The sequence below is a fragment of the Shinella sp. G-2 genome, assembly GCF_050172695.1.
Taxonomy (GTDB): Bacteria; Pseudomonadota; Alphaproteobacteria; order Rhizobiales; family Rhizobiaceae; genus Shinella.
In genome coordinates, this window is record NZ_JBBEYH010000025.1 from 42,849 (window position 1) to 58,780 (window position 15,932).

The 15,932-nt window shown below is 66.1% G+C and carries 16 protein-coding genes; 7 read left to right on the forward strand and 9 right to left on the reverse strand.

Translation table 11 applies throughout. The features are described from left to right. The first annotated feature begins 42 nt into the window (after positions 1 to 42). A complete protein-coding gene (locus V8U06_RS24425; protein ID WP_226921317.1) occupies positions 43 to 582 on the forward strand; it encodes an SH3 domain-containing protein in 540 nt (179 codons plus the stop codon). On the opposite strand, the gene V8U06_RS24430 is transcribed toward V8U06_RS24425, so the two are convergent. Then, positions 575 to 1,567, reverse strand: coding sequence for an adenosine kinase (locus V8U06_RS24430; RefSeq protein WP_427142886.1), 993 nt, complete (start codon positions 1,565 to 1,567; stop codon positions 575 to 577). The two genes, V8U06_RS24425 and V8U06_RS24430, sit on opposite strands and share 8 nt — an antisense overlap. 124 nt (positions 1,568 to 1,691) lie before the next feature. Beyond that, positions 1,692 to 2,261, reverse strand: coding sequence for an elongation factor P (gene efp / locus V8U06_RS24435; RefSeq protein ID WP_427142887.1), 570 nt, complete (start codon positions 2,259 to 2,261; stop codon positions 1,692 to 1,694). Between the two features lie 151 nt (positions 2,262 to 2,412). Here efp and epmA point away from each other — a divergent pair, with 151 nt between their 5' ends. Then, positions 2,413 to 3,477: an EF-P lysine aminoacylase EpmA gene (gene epmA / locus V8U06_RS24440; protein WP_427142888.1), complete on the forward strand. Its 1,065-nt coding sequence runs from the start codon at positions 2,413 to 2,415 to the stop codon at positions 3,475 to 3,477. Beyond that, positions 3,474 to 4,535, forward strand: a complete 1,062-nt coding sequence (locus V8U06_RS24445; RefSeq protein WP_427142889.1) for a lysine-2,3-aminomutase-like protein — start codon at positions 3,474 to 3,476, stop codon at positions 4,533 to 4,535. The genes epmA and V8U06_RS24445 overlap by 4 nt, the downstream gene beginning before the upstream one ends. A gap of 131 nt (positions 4,536 to 4,666) precedes the next feature. Here the strand turns inward: V8U06_RS24445 and V8U06_RS24450 are convergent, their stop codons facing one another. Further along, positions 4,667 to 6,703, reverse strand: a complete 2,037-nt coding sequence (locus V8U06_RS24450) for a HAMP domain-containing methyl-accepting chemotaxis protein (RefSeq protein WP_427142890.1) — start codon at positions 6,701 to 6,703, stop codon at positions 4,667 to 4,669. A gap of 152 nt (positions 6,704 to 6,855) precedes the next feature. On the opposite strand from V8U06_RS24450, the gene V8U06_RS24455 reads away from it, so the two are divergent. Further along, positions 6,856 to 7,581, forward strand: a complete 726-nt coding sequence (locus V8U06_RS24455) for a sulfate transporter family protein (protein ID WP_427142891.1) — start codon at positions 6,856 to 6,858, stop codon at positions 7,579 to 7,581. Here the strand turns inward: V8U06_RS24455 and V8U06_RS24460 are convergent. Next, the gene (locus V8U06_RS24460; RefSeq protein WP_427142892.1) at positions 7,564 to 7,989 is read right to left on the reverse strand and encodes a VOC family protein; all 426 of its coding nucleotides are present in this window, start codon (positions 7,987 to 7,989) and stop codon (positions 7,564 to 7,566) included. The two genes, V8U06_RS24455 and V8U06_RS24460, sit on opposite strands and share 18 nt — an antisense overlap. An 84-nt stretch (positions 7,990 to 8,073) precedes the next feature. On the opposite strand from V8U06_RS24460, the gene V8U06_RS24465 reads away from it, so the two are divergent. After that, entirely contained in the window at positions 8,074 to 8,649 is a 576-nt protein-coding gene (locus V8U06_RS24465) for a TetR family transcriptional regulator (RefSeq protein ID WP_427142893.1), read from the forward strand. Here the strand turns inward: V8U06_RS24465 and nth are convergent. Next, positions 8,639 to 9,403: an endonuclease III gene (gene nth / locus V8U06_RS24470; protein ID WP_427142894.1), complete on the reverse strand. Its 765-nt coding sequence runs from the start codon at positions 9,401 to 9,403 to the stop codon at positions 8,639 to 8,641. The genes V8U06_RS24465 and nth overlap by 11 nt on opposite strands. A 22-nt stretch (positions 9,404 to 9,425) precedes the next feature. On the opposite strand from nth, the gene V8U06_RS24475 reads away from it, so the two are divergent. Both V8U06_RS24475 and V8U06_RS24480 read left to right on the forward strand, forming a co-directional pair. Continuing rightward, positions 9,426 to 9,926: a DUF2244 domain-containing protein gene (locus V8U06_RS24475; protein ID WP_427142895.1), complete on the forward strand. Its 501-nt coding sequence runs from the start codon at positions 9,426 to 9,428 to the stop codon at positions 9,924 to 9,926. 67 nt (positions 9,927 to 9,993) lie between these two features. Then, positions 9,994 to 10,866 carry a methylated-DNA--[protein]-cysteine S-methyltransferase gene (locus V8U06_RS24480; protein WP_427142896.1) on the forward strand — a complete coding sequence of 291 codons (873 nt, stop codon included), beginning with the start codon at positions 9,994 to 9,996 and terminating at the stop codon, positions 10,864 to 10,866. 54 nt (positions 10,867 to 10,920) lie between these two features. On the opposite strand, the gene V8U06_RS24485 is transcribed toward V8U06_RS24480, so the two are convergent. The 4 genes from V8U06_RS24485 to gcl all read right to left on the reverse strand — a co-directional run bounded on the left by V8U06_RS24485 (position 10,921) and on the right by gcl (position 15,909). After that, positions 10,921 to 12,189, reverse strand: coding sequence for a glycerate kinase type-2 family protein (locus V8U06_RS24485; protein ID WP_226921342.1), 1,269 nt, complete (start codon positions 12,187 to 12,189; stop codon positions 10,921 to 10,923). Positions 12,190 to 12,358: 169 nt separating this feature from the next. Beyond that, positions 12,359 to 13,243, reverse strand: coding sequence for a 2-hydroxy-3-oxopropionate reductase (locus V8U06_RS24490; RefSeq protein ID WP_226921344.1), 885 nt, complete (start codon positions 13,241 to 13,243; stop codon positions 12,359 to 12,361). Positions 13,244 to 13,274: 31 nt separating this feature from the next. Beyond that, positions 13,275 to 14,054 (reverse strand): hydroxypyruvate isomerase, encoded by a 780-nt coding sequence (gene hyi, locus V8U06_RS24495; RefSeq protein WP_427142897.1) that lies wholly within the window; start codon positions 14,052 to 14,054, stop codon positions 13,275 to 13,277. Between the two features lie 67 nt (positions 14,055 to 14,121). Continuing rightward, complete coding sequence (gcl, locus tag V8U06_RS24500) at positions 14,122 to 15,909, reverse strand: glyoxylate carboligase (protein WP_226921349.1); 1,788 nt, start codon at positions 15,907 to 15,909, stop codon at positions 14,122 to 14,124. Between the last annotated feature and the right edge of the window lie 23 nt (positions 15,910 to 15,932).

Here is a 15,932-nt window from a genome sequence, read left to right on the forward strand (position 1 = left end):
TCCGGCAGCCCGATGTCCTTCAAAAATATGTGCGGATTTTCCATGCGTAACCTTGTCGTGCGTCTCAGCCTTGCCGCCCTTGCGGGCATCCTCGTATCCGTCGCGGGCGTCCAGTTCGCCCATGCCCAGGCGGCCAAGGGCCCGAGCGGCCTGCCGTTGCCGCGCTTCGTCAGCCTGAAGGCCAAGAGCGTCAACCTCCGCGTCGGCCCCAGCGTCGATTATGCCGTGGCCTGGCGCTACCTCAAATCCGGCATGCCGGTGGAAATCATCCAGGAATACGATAACTGGCGCCGCATCCGCGATGCCGACGGCACCGAGGGCTGGGTGAACCAGGCGCTGCTCTCCGGCGAGCGTACCGCCGTCGCCGCACCGTGGATGCGCGGCAAGGGCGACAACATCTTCGTCAACATGCGCCGCGAAGGCATGCCGAACGCCACGCTGGTCGCCAAGATCCAGCCTGGCGTCGTGGTCAAGGTCGGCGAATGCAACGGCGACTGGTGCCGTGCCGAAGTGGACGGCACGGCCGGCTGGGTCTCGCAGAACGAGATCTGGGGCGCCTATCCCGGCGAAGCCTTCAAATAAGGCCGGCCTTTCGGCCTTCTTCCGCCAGCGACAGCAGCGGCCGAGGGCCGACCTGCTGGATGACGAGGCCGGCGGCAAGGCTGCCGAGGCGGCCGCAATCGGCCAGCGAACGACCCGCCGTATAGCCGTACAGGAAGCCGGCGGCGTAGAGATCGCCTGCGCCCGTCGTGTCGACCACGCTCGGCACGCTGATCGCGTCCACCTTGGTCCGCTCGCCCTTCGTCAGGATGACCGAGCCTTCCTCGCTCATCGTGACGGCTGCAAGCCGGCAATCCTCAGCGATGCGCGTCAGGGCTTCCTCGAAATCCTCGGTCTCGTAGAGCGCCAGCGCTTCGGCCTTGTTGGCGAAGACGATGTCGATGGTGCCGGAGCGCATGAGATCCAGGAACTCGCCGCGATAGCGGTGGACGCAGAAACTGTCGGACAGCGTCATCGACATTTCGCGGCCATTGGCATGGGCGATGCGGGCGCATTCGCGGATCGCATCCTTGGCGCGCGGCGGATCCCACAGATAACCCTCGAAATAGGTGACCTTGGCATCGGCGACGACCTGCTCCTCGACATCCTCAGGGCCAAGCTCGACGCAGGCGCCGAGATAGGTGTTCATCGAGCGCTCACCGTCCGGCGTCACGAAGATCATCGAGCGGGCGGTCGGCGGCGTGCCCTGAAGCGGCTTCGTCTCGAAATGCACGCCCTGGGCGCGGATGTCATGGATGAAGATGTCGCCGAGCTGGTCGTTCGCGACCTTGCCGAAATAGGCGGCCTTGCCGCCGAAGCTGGCAACGCCCGAGGCGGTGTTGCCGGCGCTGCCGCCGGAGGCTTCGAGCGCCGGGCCCATGCGGGAATAGAGCAGTTCCGCCCGGTCCGCATCGATGAGGTTCATCGCGCCCTTGATGATGCCGTTGTCGGTGATGAAGTTCTCGTCGCAGCGCGCGATGATGTCGACGATGGCGTTGCCGACCGTCAGCACGTCGAATTTGGTCATGCGGAAGTCCCGTCTCGATTTGGTAAGAGCCGGGATTCGGTCTTAACGGATTTTGCGGAAGTTGAAAGAAAAAAGCCGCCACGCCGTTTCCGGCGGGCGGCTCGATGCCTCGGTGCGAGACCGATCAGTCCTTGGCGCGCTCGACGTAGGAGCCGTCTTCCGTCGCGATGACGACGCGCGTGCCGGCCGTGATGTGCGGCGGCACCAGCGTGCGGATGCCGTTCGACAGGATCGCCGGCTTGTAGGACGAGGAGGCCGTCTGGCCCTTGACGACCGGTTCCGTCTCGGTGATTTCGAGCGTGACGTGACGCGGCAGGTCGATGGCGATGGCAACGCCTTCATGCACCGACAGGATGACCGTCATGCCTTCCTGGAGGTAAGCCTTCAGGTCGCCGATGTCGTCATGCGACATGGTGAGCTGGTCGTAGCTTTCCGGGTTCATGAAGTGGAAGCCGTCGCCGTCCTCGTAGAGGTAGTTGTGCTCGCGGTCCTCGACGAAGGCGCGCTCGACCTGCTCGGTCGTGCGGTAGCGTTCGGAGACCTTCGTGCCGTCCGAGATGCGACGCATGTCGATCTGCGTGACCGGCGTGCCCTTGCCGGGGTGGAAGTTCTGCGCCGTCAGCACGACATAGAGCTTGCCTTCGACCTCGAGGACATTGCCCTTGCGGACGGAAGAGGCGATGATCTTTACCATAAGTCTTCCTTGTAACTGGATGGATCGCGTCGTAGAGGACCGCCAAGAGACGCTTTCCCGAACGCTGAAAAACCGTTTTCGGGGCCGCAACTATCCTATATTCCGGCAAAAGACCAGTCTCACCGCCGGTTCGGCTGAAGAAACCTGTCACATGAGCGCCACAAGCCCCAAGCCTTCGCCCTGGTGGACGCCCGACGTCCATGCCGACCGCCGGCCGTTCCTTCTCGCGCGCAACCGTATCCAGGCGGCGCTGCGCGGCTGGTTCGCGGCGCGTGATTTCATCGAGGTCGACACCGCGACGCTGCAGGTCTCGCCCGGCAACGAGGCGCATCTGCACGCCTTTGCGACCGCCGCCATCGGCCATGCCGGCACCGCGACGCCGCTCTACCTGCACACCTCGCCGGAATTCGCCTGCAAGAAGCTCCTGGCAGCCGGCGAGCAGCGCATCGCCTGCTTCGCCCATGTCTACCGCAACCGCGAGCGCGGGCCGCTGCACCATCCCGAATTCACCATGCTGGAATGGTACCGGGCAGGCGAGACCTATGACGTGCTGATGGCGGACTGCGGCGCGATGCTCACGCTTGCCGCCGAGGTCACGGGCGCGACGATGCTGAGCTATCGCGGCGCGACCTGCGACCCGGCACTCACCCCGGAGCGGCTGACCGTCGCCGATGCCTTCACGCGGCATGCCGGCATCGACCTTCTCGCGACGATCCACACCGACGGCTCCACGGATCGCGAGGGTCTTGCCGCGCGCCTGCGGACGGCCGGACTGCGGGTCGCCGCGGACGATACCTGGGCCGACCTCTTCAGCCGCGTGCTGGTGGAGAAGGTGGAGCCGGAACTCGGCTTCGGCCGCGCCACCATCCTGTGCGAATATCCAACGGCCGAGGCCGCGCTGGCGCGGCCCGCCCCGCACGATGGGCGCGTCGCCGAGCGCTTCGAGCTCTATGCCTGCGGCGTGGAACTCGCCAATGCCTTCGGCGAACTGACGGACGCTACCGAGCAGCGCCGCCGCTTCGAGCTGGAAATGGCGGAGAAGGCCCGCGTCTACGGCGAGACCTATCCGCTCGACGAGGATTTCCTCGCCGCGCTCGCCCTCATGCCCGAGGCGAGCGGCATTGCGCTCGGCTTCGACCGGCTGGTCATGCTGGCGACGGGCGCCGCGCGCATCGACCAGGTGCTCTGGGCGCCGGTCGCGGAGACGCAGGCATGACGGCCGCGCGCAGCCTGACGACAGTCGCCGAACTCGTGGATGCCGGCCTCGTCTCCGAGGCCGGGCGCGCCGGCGCTACGGCCGTGGCCGATCGGTATGCCGTCGCCATCACGCCGGCGCTGGTGCCGCTGATCGACCGGAACGATCCGCACGATCCCATCGCCCGCCAGTTCGTTCCCGATGCGGCCGAACTCGTCACCCTGCCGGAAGAGCGCGCCGACCCGATCGGCGACCTTGCCCACAGCCCCGTCGAGGGCATCGTGCACCGCTATCCGGACCGCGTGCTGCTGAAGGCCGTGCATGTCTGCCCGGTCTATTGCCGCTTCTGTTTCCGCCGCGAGATGGTGGGACCGGAAGGGCTCGGCACGCTGTCCGCCAAGGCGCTGGATGCCGCCATCGCCTATGTCGCGGAACGGCCGGAAATCTGGGAAGTCATCCTGACGGGCGGCGATCCGCTCGTGCTTTCCCCGCGCCGCCTGCAGGCGATCCTGGAACGGCTGGCCGCCATCGCGCATGTGAAGATCGTGCGCTTCCACACCCGCGTGCCGGTGGTCGATCCCGCACGGGTCGACGCCGCCCTCATCGCCGCGCTGAAAGCCTCCGGCAAGACGACCTATGTGGCGCTTCACGCCAACCATCCCCGCGAATTCACGGCCGAGGCAAGCGCCGCCATAGGACGCATCGTCGATGCGGGCCTGGTAATGATCAGCCAGACCGTGCTGCTCAAGGGTGTCAACGACGATGCCGCCGTATTGGCCGACCTGATGCGCACCTTCGTGGAAAACCGCATCAAGCCCTATTACCTGCACCACCCGGACCTTGCGCCCGGCACCGCGCATTTCCGCCTGACGCTCGCCGAGGGCCGGGCGCTGGTCGAAGGGCTGCGCGGCCGCGTTTCCGGCCTCTGCCAGCCGGCCTATATCCTCGATATTCCCGGCGGGCACGGCAAGGTGCGGGCGGATTCCACGGCGGTGGAGGAGGCGGGCGACGGTTGTTTCCGCGTGCGCGACTTCCGCGGTAAGACCCATGCCTATCCGCCGGGCGAGGAACAGGCGTAACCTGGCCTTTCTCTCGCGAACACGCCGCCCTCTTCTCCATCCTGCCGGATCAAATCGGAAGGATGGCGGGTTCTGGCTGAGGGTCGGCAGCGGCAACGATGTGCGCCGCCGCCCTTCGCGTCAGGCCGATCTCAAAACTCTTCCCAATCCCCGTCATTCCCCTTGTCCTGCCGCACGCCAAGCGCACCGGCGAGTTTTTCGCTGAGGGCGAGGGCGGGCGAGGTGACGGGGCGGGACCTTTCGGAGGCGGCCTTGATGTTCCATTGACCGGGAGACTTGCGCGCGACCTTGGGTTCCGGCGCGGGCGCGACCGGCGGCGCCGGGGGCGTGGCCGGCACGATATGCAGATGCGGCGCGTGCATGGTGCGGCCGGGAGCCGCGGCGCCGCCGACGTCGAACCGGGCGATCAGGGCATTCAGCGCCTGCACTTCCGAGGCGAGGCCATGGCTGGCCGCCGTGGTCTCCTCCACCATGGCGGCATTCTTCTGTGTGCCCTGGTCCATGGCGTTGACCGCCGTGTTGATCTCAGAAAGGCCGGTCGACTGTTCGCGCGCGGCCTCCACGATGGCCTGGACGTGGCCGTTGATCTCCTGAACCTCGGTGACGATGGTCTGCAGCGAGCGCCCGGTATCGCCGACCAGCGACACGCCGGCGCGCACCTGCTCGCCGGACGTATTGATCAGCGTCTTGATCTCCTTGGCCGCCTTGGCCGAACGCTGGGCAAGCTCGCGCACCTCCTGCGCCACGACCGCAAAACCCTTGCCGGCCTCTCCCGCACGCGCGGCTTCCACGCCGGCATTGAGCGCAAGCAGATTGGTCTGGAAGGCGATCTCGTCGATGACGCCGATGATGCTGGTGATCTCGCTGGAGGACTTCTCGATCTCCTGCATGGCCGCGACGGCGCGGCGCACGATTTCGCCGGATTTTTCCGCGCCCGAACGGGTGCGGGCGACGAGCGCGCCGGCTTCTTCCGCCCGGCGGGTCGAATCCTTGACGGTGGTGGTGATTTCTTCCAGCGCGGCGGCGGTCTCCTCGACGGAAGCGGCCTGCTGCTCGGTGCGGCGCGACAGATCGTCGGCGGCAGCGCGGATCTGGCTCGCCCCGGCATCGATCGCCCGGGCGTTCTCGCCGACTTCGCGCAACGCATCGCTGAGGCGCGCGACGGAGGCGTTGAAATCCTCTCGCAAGCGGTCGAGATCGCCGTCGAAGGGTTTATCGATACGGCAGGTCATGTCGCCGCCCGCAAGCCTGCCCAGCGCTTCTGCAAGGCTGGCGACGGCCTCCTGCACGCGGCCGCTGTCGCGGGTACGCTCGGCGTCGCGGGCATGGCGCTCGCTCTCGGCCCGCCGGCGGTCGTCCTCACCCTGACGCTCCAGGCGCTGGCGCTCGGCGGCGTTGTCGCGGAAAACCGCGACCGTACCCGCCATCTCGCCGATCTCGTCCGTGCGGTCGGCATGGGCAATGGCAGCAGCCGTATCGCCCGAAGCGAGGCGCTTCATCGCACCGGCAAGGCCGTTCAGCGGCTTCACGACGCGGCGGTTGACGAGGAAGACGGCCGCAATGGCAAGGCCCATTGCGGCGGCGAGCGCGGCCCAGGTCAGCGCGAAGGCGGTGCCTTCCTCGCCGCGGGCGGCCTGGATCGTCTCGTCCGTCACCGCCTGGGTGCGCGCGACGAGGTCGTTGAGCGACGTTGTGATCGCATCGGCGCTCGCCTGCATCGGCCCCTTGTAGACTTCCAGCGCCGGGCCCTTGGCCGCGATGGCAGAGAACTGGATCAGCTTGGCCGCATCATCGAGATAGGTCTTCAGCGTCGCCTTGATGCCGTCGACCTCGGTGACCGTGGCCGCATCCGCGCTGTTGGCGGCGGCGTAGGATGCCACCATGCCGGCAAAGGCGTCCGCCCGTTCCTTGATGCGCGCCTCGACGCGGCCGATCTCGTCCGGGTCCATCGACAGGAGGTGTTCGGAATAGGTGGCGTTGAGTTCGGCGAAAGCGTGGCTAAGCTGCAGGATCGCGCTCATCTGCGGCATGCGCTCGGTGCCGATGCGCTCGATATGGCCGGTCATCGCCGAGAGGGAACGGAAAGCGACGGCGCCTTGCAGCGCGCCCAGAACGACCATGAGGGCAAAAAGCGCGGGCAGGAGCCTGCTGATCCGAACATTACGCATGACAGTTCCCTGATTTTCTGGCGGCCCGGCTTCCTGCGGGTGCGCGAAAGTCTAGGAGCGGCCGTTTAACGCGGGCTTAATGCCGGCCGTCGCGACGCGCCTTGCCGCCGGCTTTTCCACATCCTACATGCGAGGGCGAACAGGAGTTTTCGATGATCTTCGACGCTGCCCGGCTTTCGCTCGCCAATCTTTTCGCGCCCGAGACGCGCAGCGTCTTCTGGAAGGTCCTGGGCCTCACCTTCCTTGCCCTCGTCGTTCTCTGGTTCGGCCTGCGCGAGAGCTTCATCGCCTTCGCCTGGCCATGGCTCGAGGGGGCGATGATGCCGGACCTGCCGCAATGGGCCGGCTGGCTCACCTTCGTCTTCGGTATCGTCGCCAGCCTCGGCCTGGCACTCGGCCTTGCCTTGCTGCTGGCACCCGTGACGGCGATCATCGCCGGCTTCTTCCTCGACGACGTCGCCGAGGTCATCGAGAAGCGCGACTACGCCGCGGACAGGCCGGGCGTCGCGCTGCCACTCGGACAGGCGATCGCCGGCTCCGTCAAGTTCCTCGGCATCGTCCTCCTCGGCAACCTCCTCGCCCTGTTCCTGCTGTTCATTCCCGGCGTCAATCTCGTCGCCTTCTTCCTCGTCAACGGCTACCTGCTCGGCCGGGAATTCTTCGAATTCGCGGCGATGCGCCACCGCACGCCGGCGGAAGCGCGGCTGTTCCGCGCCAAGCACGCGTCCACGGTGCTCATCGCGGGCATGCTGGTGACGGCCTTCCTGGCGATCCCGGTCGTCAACCTGCTGACGCCGCTCTTTGCCGCCGGACTGATGGTGCATCTGCACAAGGCGCTGAGCCGCAAGGACCCCGGCTTTTCACTGCGGCAGAACTGACGCGTCGTACAGCGCCGCATAATCCGCGTTTGGCGGGATCGGCTTGATCACGTCGATCAGCACCCCGTTGGGATCGGCGGTGATGAAGTGGCGCTGGCCGAAATCCTCGTCCCTGATATCGCGCAGGATCGGGAGGCCCGCGGCGCATAGGGCCGCATAGACGGCATCCACATCCTCGACCTCGAAATTGAGCAGCAGACCCGAGACCTTGCCGCGGCCCACGGCCGGGATCGTCTCGTGGCTGCCGTCGAGCACGGCGAGCGTCACCTTCTCGTCCTCCTTCGACTGGAGGTGGACATACCAGTCGCTGGTGAAGAGAGCTTCGAAGCGGAAATGCGCCTCGTAGAAGGCCACCGTGCCAGCGACATCGTCGGTCATGATCACGGGATAGTAACTGGTCGTCTTCATCGCTTTCCCTTTCGTTGGATTTAACATACAGTCTGTATGTTTCCATCAATTAACATACATTCTGTTTGTATGTAAAGAGGCGCAATGGCACGCAGCAACAAGGAACGCACGGAGGCGACACGCCTCGCCCTGATCGAGGCCGCACGGCGGCTTTTCGTGGAAAAGGGCTATGCGGAGACGGCGACGCCCGACATCGTGGCCGAGGCCGGGGTGACGCGCGGCGCGCTCTACCATCACTTCGAGGACAAGAGGGCGCTCTTCCGCGCCACGCTGGAACGCGAGGCCGAAGCGGTGGCGTCGCATATCGAAGCCGTCTCCATACCGGCGGGCTCCGCGCGGGCGGCGCTGCTGCTCGGCGCGTCGGCCTATTTCGACGCGATGGCGGTGCCTGGCCGCACGCGCCTGCTGCTGCTCGAAGCGCCGGCCGTGCTCGGTTTCGAGGCGGTGAGCGACATCGACCGGGACAATGCCGAGGGCACGCTGAAGACGGGTCTTGCCGGCCTGCTCGGGCCGGGCGCGGACGCCGGAAAGCTGGAGGCGCTGACCGGCCTCCTCTCCGCCGCCTTCGACCGGGCGGCAATCGCCATCGAGGCGGGCGCCGACCGGAAAGCCTATGAGGACGCGATCGCGGCGCTTCTCGACGGGCTCGTCAGGGCGTAGGGCCGAACATCTGCGCCGGCAGCTCGACCAGCGGGGCCGGTATGTCGCAGGTCTTTTCCGGCGACTTGCAGAGATCGGCAATCACGCAGCGCTCGCATTCGGGCTTGCGCGCCTTGCAACAGTACCGCCCGTGCAGGATCAGCCAGTGATGGGCGTGGTAGAGATATTCGTCGGGGATGAGCCGCATCAGCTTCTCCTCAACCTCGTCCGGCGTCTTGCCGGGCGCGAGGCGCAGGCGGTTGGCGATGCGGAAGATATGCGTATCGACCGCCATCGTCGCCTGTCCGAAGGCCATGGAGAGCACGACATTGGCCGTCTTGCGGCCGACGCCCGGCAGCATCACCAGCTCCTCGCGGGTGCGCGGCACCTCGCTGCCGAAGCGGTCGACGAGCATCTGGCTGAGCGCGATGACGTTCTTCGCCTTGTTGCGGTAAAGCCCGATCGTCTTGATGTAGTCGCGGACCTTCTCCTCGCCGAGCGCGAGCATCTTTTCCGGCGTGTCGGCGATCTTGAAAAGCGCGCGCGTCGCCTTGTTGACGCCGGCATCCGTCGCCTGGGCGGACAGCGCCACGGCGACGACGAGCGTGAACGGATTCACATGCTCCAGCTCGCCCTTCGGCTCCGGCCGCTGGATGGAGAAGCGCCGGAAGATTTCCTTCAGTTCGTCCTGCGAATAGAGGCTCTTCACCCGCGCGGCCGGCTTGCGGCGCTGCGGGGCGGGGGGCGCGTTCTTTTTGGTCTTTCCGTTTTCCATCCTGCTTCTATAGTCATGCGTCATGACCCAAGGCAACGCCGACATCACGATGAACGACCTGCCGGTCTTTTCCGCCGAGCTGCACCCCTATCGCTCGCTCGGACGGAACGGGCACCGCGTGTTCTTCATCATCGCGGGCGCGCTCAGCTTCGCCCATATGGCCGTCTTCATGATCTCCGGCGCCTGGCCGGTGGTCATGTTCTTCGGCGTGGATTTCCTGATCCTCTTCGGCGCCTTCTGGCTGAACAACCGCGCGGCCAAGGCGAAGGAAATCGTCTCGCTCTCGCGCACCAACATTTCCATCCGCAAGATCAGCCCGGCCGGCAAGGAGACGGAGACCGTCTTCAACCCGTTCTGGGCGCGCTTCCTTGTCTCGCGCAAGGCCAAGATCGGCATCACCGCCATGCGCCTGCGCGGCAACGGCCGCGAGACCGAGATCGGCACCTTCCTGCCGCTCGACGACCGCGAGCGCTTCGCCTCCGCCTTTTCCGGCGCGCTTGCCCGCGTGAAGCGGGGATATTAGGGATCGGCAGGAATCGGGTGGCGAGCACGCCAAGGGCGTGCTTTTCTGGCGGCACAGGAGAAGAACGATGAATATTGCCGCGACGTTGCAGACCGACATCACCCCCGAAGGCGACGACTACACGACCGTCCGCCGCGTCATCGAGATGATCACCGAGGATTATCGCGACCAGCCGGGGCTGGAGGATATTGCCGGCCGTCTCGGCCAGTCGCCGACACAGTTGCAGAAGACCTTCACCCGCTGGGCCGGCCTTTCACCGAAAGCCTTTCTGCAGGCCGTGACGCTCGACCACGCCAAGCGCCTGCTGCGCCAGGAAGAGCTGCCGCTGCTCGAAACGAGCTTCGAGGTGGGCCTTTCCGGCCCCGGCCGGCTGCATGATCTCTTCGTCACGCACGAGGCCATGTCGCCCGGCGAATGGAAGGCGCGTGGGGCGGGCCTGACGATCCGCTACGGCCTGCACCCCTCCCCCTTCGGCCAGGCGCTCGTGATGATCACCGACCGGGGGCTCGCCGGCCTTGCCTTCACCGACGAGACGGACGGCATGGATGCCTTCGAGGACATGTCCTCGCGCTGGCCGAATGCCGACTATGTCGAGGACCGCGAGGCGACCGCCGCCTATGCGGAACGTATCTTCGACCCGGAGCGCTGGGACCCGAAGGAGCCGCTGCGCGTCGTGCTGATCGGTTCGGATTTCCAGGTCCGCGTCTGGGAGGCGCTGCTGCGCATTCCCATGGGCTGCGCCGTCACCTATTCCTCCATCGCCGAAAAGCTCGGCCAGCCGACCGCCTCGCGCGCCGTCGGCGCTGCCGTCGGCCGCAATCCCATCTCCTTCGTGGTGCCCTGCCACCGGGCGCTGGGCAAGAGCGGCGCACTCACCGGCTACCATTGGGGCCTGACGCGCAAGCGCGCCATGCTGGGCTGGGAATCGGGCAAGGCCTGAAACGCAAAAGGCCGGCGTCTTCGCCGGCCTTCGTCTTTTCGGGCGGAGCGTTCGTCACTGGATGAGGATCGCCCTGAAGTCGTTGACGTTCGTGCCGGTCGGGCCGGGCACGAAGAGATCGCCCAGCGCATCGAAGACGGACCAGCTGTCATTGCGCGACAGGAACTCGGCCGCATCCTTGCCCTTGTCGGCGAAGCGCGCAACGGTGGTCCCGTCGGCGAAGGCGCCGGCATTGTCCTCCGAACCGTCGATACCGTCCGTATCGGCCGCCAGCGCAAACAGGCCTTCGAGGCCATCGGTGGCGCAGGCGAAGGAAAGCAGGAACTCGCCGTTGCGGCCGCCCTTGCCCTTGCCCTTGATCGTCACGGTGGTTTCACCGCCCGAGAGAATGACGACGGGTTTGCGGAACGGCCGGTCGCGGCGCACGACTTCCGCCGCAATGGCGGCATGGACACGGCCGACTTCCGAAGCCTCGCCCTCGATGGCGTCCGACAGGATGACGGCTTCGACGCCGGCCTTCTTCGCGGCTTGCGCTGCGGCTTCCAGCGAGACGGCGGCGGAGGCGACCAGCTTCACCTCGTTGCGGGCAAAGCGCGCGTCCGACGGCAGCGGCGGCTCGTCCTTGCCGTCGCGGATATGGCGCATGACGGCTTCGGGCAGGTCGAGGCGGTAGCGCTCGATGAGGCGGAGCGCATCGGCGCGGGTCGTCGCATCGGCAATGGTGGGACCGGAGGCAACGAGGGCGGGATTGTCGCCCGGAATATCGGACACGACCAGCGAGACGACGCGGGCCGGATGAGCGAGCGCGGCAAGGCGGCCGCCCTTGATGCGCGAGACCTGCTTGCGCACGGCGTTCATGGCGCTGATCGGCGCGCCGGAGGCGAGCAGGGCCTTGTTGACGGCAATCTCGTCGGCAAGCGTCAGGTCGCCGGCGGGCGCCGGCAGAAGGGCCGAGCCGCCGCCGCAGACGAGGGCGACGACAAGGTCGTCTTCCGTCAGGCCGCGTACGGCGGCCATCAGCCGGCCGGAAGCAAGAAGGCCGCTGTCATCGGGCACGGGATGGGCGGCTTCGAGGATTTCGATGCGTTCGCAGGCCACCGCATAGCCGTAGCGCGTGACGACGACGCCGGTCAGCGGCGCGTCCCACAGGCGCTCGAAGGCGCGGGCCATCTGCGCGGCGCCCTTGCCGGCGCCGATCACCACCGTGCGGCCCTTCGGCTTTTCCGGCAGGTTGGCGGCCAGGACCTTGTCCGGGTCGGCGGCGGCGACCGCAACGGAAAAGAGGTTTTCAAGAAAGGCGCGCGGATCGGCGACAGGCGGCATGCGGTTCCTCCAAATCATGCGGGCAAACAGGCGGGCGTATCATATTAAACAGCCCCTCATCCGCACGCCAGCGCCGTCTCCTGCGAAACGGCCGGCGGGATGAGAGGCTGTCTTTCCTCCTCCAGAAAGGATGACCGGGCGGGGCTCCCCTCCCCGCCCGGTCAGGCCGTCATGCGACGGCGTGGTTCGCCATGCGCTCCAGCGCCGTGACGAGACCTGAGTGATCGAGACCTGCATCGCCATGGGCGGCGCACTGATTGAAGAGTTCCTGCGTCGAAGCCGTGTTGGGCAGCGAAACGCCCAGCGTCTTGGCGCCCTGGAGAGCCAGGTTGAGGTCCTTCTGGTGCAGCGAGATGCGGAAGCCCGGATCGAAAGTACGCTTGACCATGCGCTCGCCGTGCACTTCGAGAATGCGCGAGGAGGCAAAGCCGCCCATCAGCGCCGAGCGCACGCGTGCCGGATCGGCACCGGCCTTGGAGGCGAAGACGAGGGCTTCGGCAACGGCTTCGATGGTGAGCGCCACGATGATCTGGTTGGCGACCTTGGTCACCTGGCCATCGCCGCAATCGCCAACGAGCGTGATGTTCTTGCCCATGAGCTGGAAGAGCGGAAGCGCCCGGTCGAAGGCTTCCTGCGAACCGCCGGCCATGATGGAGAGCGATGCGTTCTTGGCGCCGACTTCACCGCCCGAGACCGGACCGTCGACATATTCCGCGCCGGTTTCACGGATCTTCTTGGCGAATTCCTTGGTGGCGATCGGCGAGATCGAGCTCATGTCGATGACGAGCTTGCCGGCCTTGAGGCCAAAGGAGACGCCGTTCTGGCCGAAGAGCACGTCTTCGACTTCCGGGGTGTCGGGCAGCATCAGGATGATCGTGTCGACCGTTTCGGCAAGCGCCTTCGGGCTCTCGACGATCTGCAGGCCGTTGTCGACCAGATCCTTGTGCGGCGGGATGAAGAACTTCGAGGTGAAGACGGTGTGGCCAGCGTTCTGAAGGTGGCGCGCCATGGGGGTGCCCATGATGCCGAGGCCGATGAAACCGATATTTGCCATGATCTAACTCCCAGTCTTGAAAAAATGTGGTTCAGCGGCCGACTTCAGCGAGCCAGCCGAGGCCTTCCTCGGTGGTCGTGCGCGGCTTGTATTCGCAGCCGATCCAGCCGTCATAGCCAAGCGCATCGAGCGTCTTGAACACGAAGGGATAGGCGATCTCGCCGGTGCCCGGCTCGTTGCGGCCCGGATTGTCGGCAAGCTGCACATGGGTGATCTGCCCCTGGTGCTTCTTGAAGGTGCCGATCAGTTCGCCTTCGGTGCGCTGCTGATGGTAGAGGTCGTACTGGATGTAGAGGTTGTCGGAGCCGACTTCCGCGATGATCGAGGCCGCCTGGTCCGGGGTGTTCAGGTAGAAGCCCGGAATATCGAAGTGGTTGATCGGCTCGATCAGCAGCTTGATGCCGTGCTTGCCGAGTTCGCTTGCCGCGAGCTTGAGGTTCGCAACGAAGGTGGAGCGCAGCACGCTGTCGGACACACCGGCCGGTGCGATGCCCGACAGGCAGTTGATCTGCTTGCAGCCGAGCGTCGTCGCATAGTCGATGGCCTTGGCGACGCCTTCGCGGAACTCGTCCACACGATCCGGCAGGACCGCGATGCCGCGCTCGCCGCCAGCCCAGTTGCCGGCCGGCAGGTTGTGCAGGACCTGGGTCAGGCCATGCTTGTCAAGTTCGGCGCGGATCGCTTCCTTGTCGAAATCGTAGGGGAAGAGATACTCGACGCCCTCGAAGCCGGCCTTCGCGGCCAGGGCGAAGCGCTCCATGAAGGGCGCTTCGTTGAAGAGCATGGTCAGGTTGGCCGCAAATTTCGGCATGGTCGTCTCCCTTTATCCGGTGCGTTCCAGGAAAGCCGCCGGGCGGCTCTCCTGCAACAGCTTGTCCTTAGTCGAGCAGCGCTGCCAGCGTCGCCGTCGGGGCATCTTCGCCGCGTTCCGCCAGTTCCTCGAACTCGACAACGGCGTTGATGTCGGCACCCATGGCGATGTTGGTGACGCGCTCGAGGATGAACTCGATGACGACGGGAACCTGGTGTTCCTTCATCAGCTTCTGGGCCGTGTTGAAGGCTTCCTGGAACTCGTTGGCGCTGCGGACGCGGATGGCCTTGCAGCCGAGACCTTCGGCAACCGCGACGTGGTCAACACCGTAGCCGGCTTCCGAGTCGCCGTTCGCATTGATGTTGTCGAAGGCGAGCGAGACCTCGAAGTCCATGTTGAAGCCGCGCTGCGCCTGGCGGATGAGGCCGAGATACGAGTTGTTCACGACGACATGCAGGTAGGGCAGCTTGTGCTGGGCGCCGACAGCCAGTTCCTCGATCATGAACTGGAAGTCGTAGTCACCCGACAGAGCGACGATCGGACGGTCCGGATCGGCGGCGCGAACGCCGAGCGCTGCCGGCAGCGTCCAGCCGAGCGGGCCGGCCTGGCCGCAGTTGATCCAGTTGCGCGGCTTGTAGACATGCAGGAACTGCGCGCCGGCGATCTGGCTGAGGCCGATGGTCGAGACGTAGCAGGTGTCGCGGTCGAAGGCCTTGTTCATTTCTTCGTAGACGCGCTGCGGCTTCAGCGGCATCTGGTTGAAGTGCGTCTTGCGCAGCATGGTGCGCTTGCGCTCGCGGCATTCGTCGCCCCAGACGGACCAGTCGCGCAGCTTGCCGGCGGCCTTCCATTCCTTGGCGACTTCGATGAAGACCTTCAGCGCGGCGCCGGCGTCGGAGACGATGCCGAAATCCGGAGTGAAGACGCGGCCGATCTGGGTCGGCTCGATGTCGACATGAACGAAGGTGCGGCCTTCCGTGTAGGTCGGGATGTTGCCGGTGTGGCGGTTTGCCCAGCGGTTGCCGATGCCGAAGACGAAGTCGGAGGCGAGCAGCGTGGCGTTACCGTAGCGATGCGAGGTCTGCAGACCGCACATGCCGGCCATCAGCGGATGGTCGTCCGGGATCGTGCCCCAGCCCATCAGGGTCGGGATGACGGGAACGCCGACCGTTTCGGCGAACTCGACCAGGAGGTCCGAAGCGTTGGCATTGATGATGCCGCCGCCGGCGACGAGCAGCGGGCGCTCGGCGGCGTTCAGCATGGTCAGGGCCTTCTCGGCCTGGGCGCGGGTCGCAGCCGGCTTGTAGGGCTCGAGGGGCTCGTAGGCGTCGATGTCGAATTCGATTTCGGCGAGCTGGACGTCGATCGGCAGGTCGACCAGGACGGGGCCCGGACGGCCCGAACGCATCGTGTGGAATGCCTTCTGGAAGACATAGGGAACGAGGCCCGGCTCCATGACGGTGACGGCCCACTTGGCGACCGGCGCCGCGATCTTGGCGATGTCGACAGCCTGGAAATCTTCCTTGTCGAGGCGGGCACGCGGCGCCTGGCCGGTGATGCACAGGATCGGGATCGAGTCGGCAGAGGCCGAGTAGAGGCCGGTGATCATGTCGGTGCCGGCGGGGCCGGACGTGCCGATGCAGACGCCGATATTGCCGGCGCTGGCACGGGTATAGCCTTCAGCCATGTGGCTTGCGCCTTCGACGTGGCGGGCCAGGACGTGGCGAACCGAGCCGCGCGCTCTCAGCGCCGAATAGAAGGGGTTGATCGCTGCGCCCGGTACACCGAAGGCACAATCGATGCCTTCCTTTTCCAGAACCAGGACCGCTGCATCGACAGCACGCATTTTAGCCATGGGAACTTCCTCCGTCTCTCGCA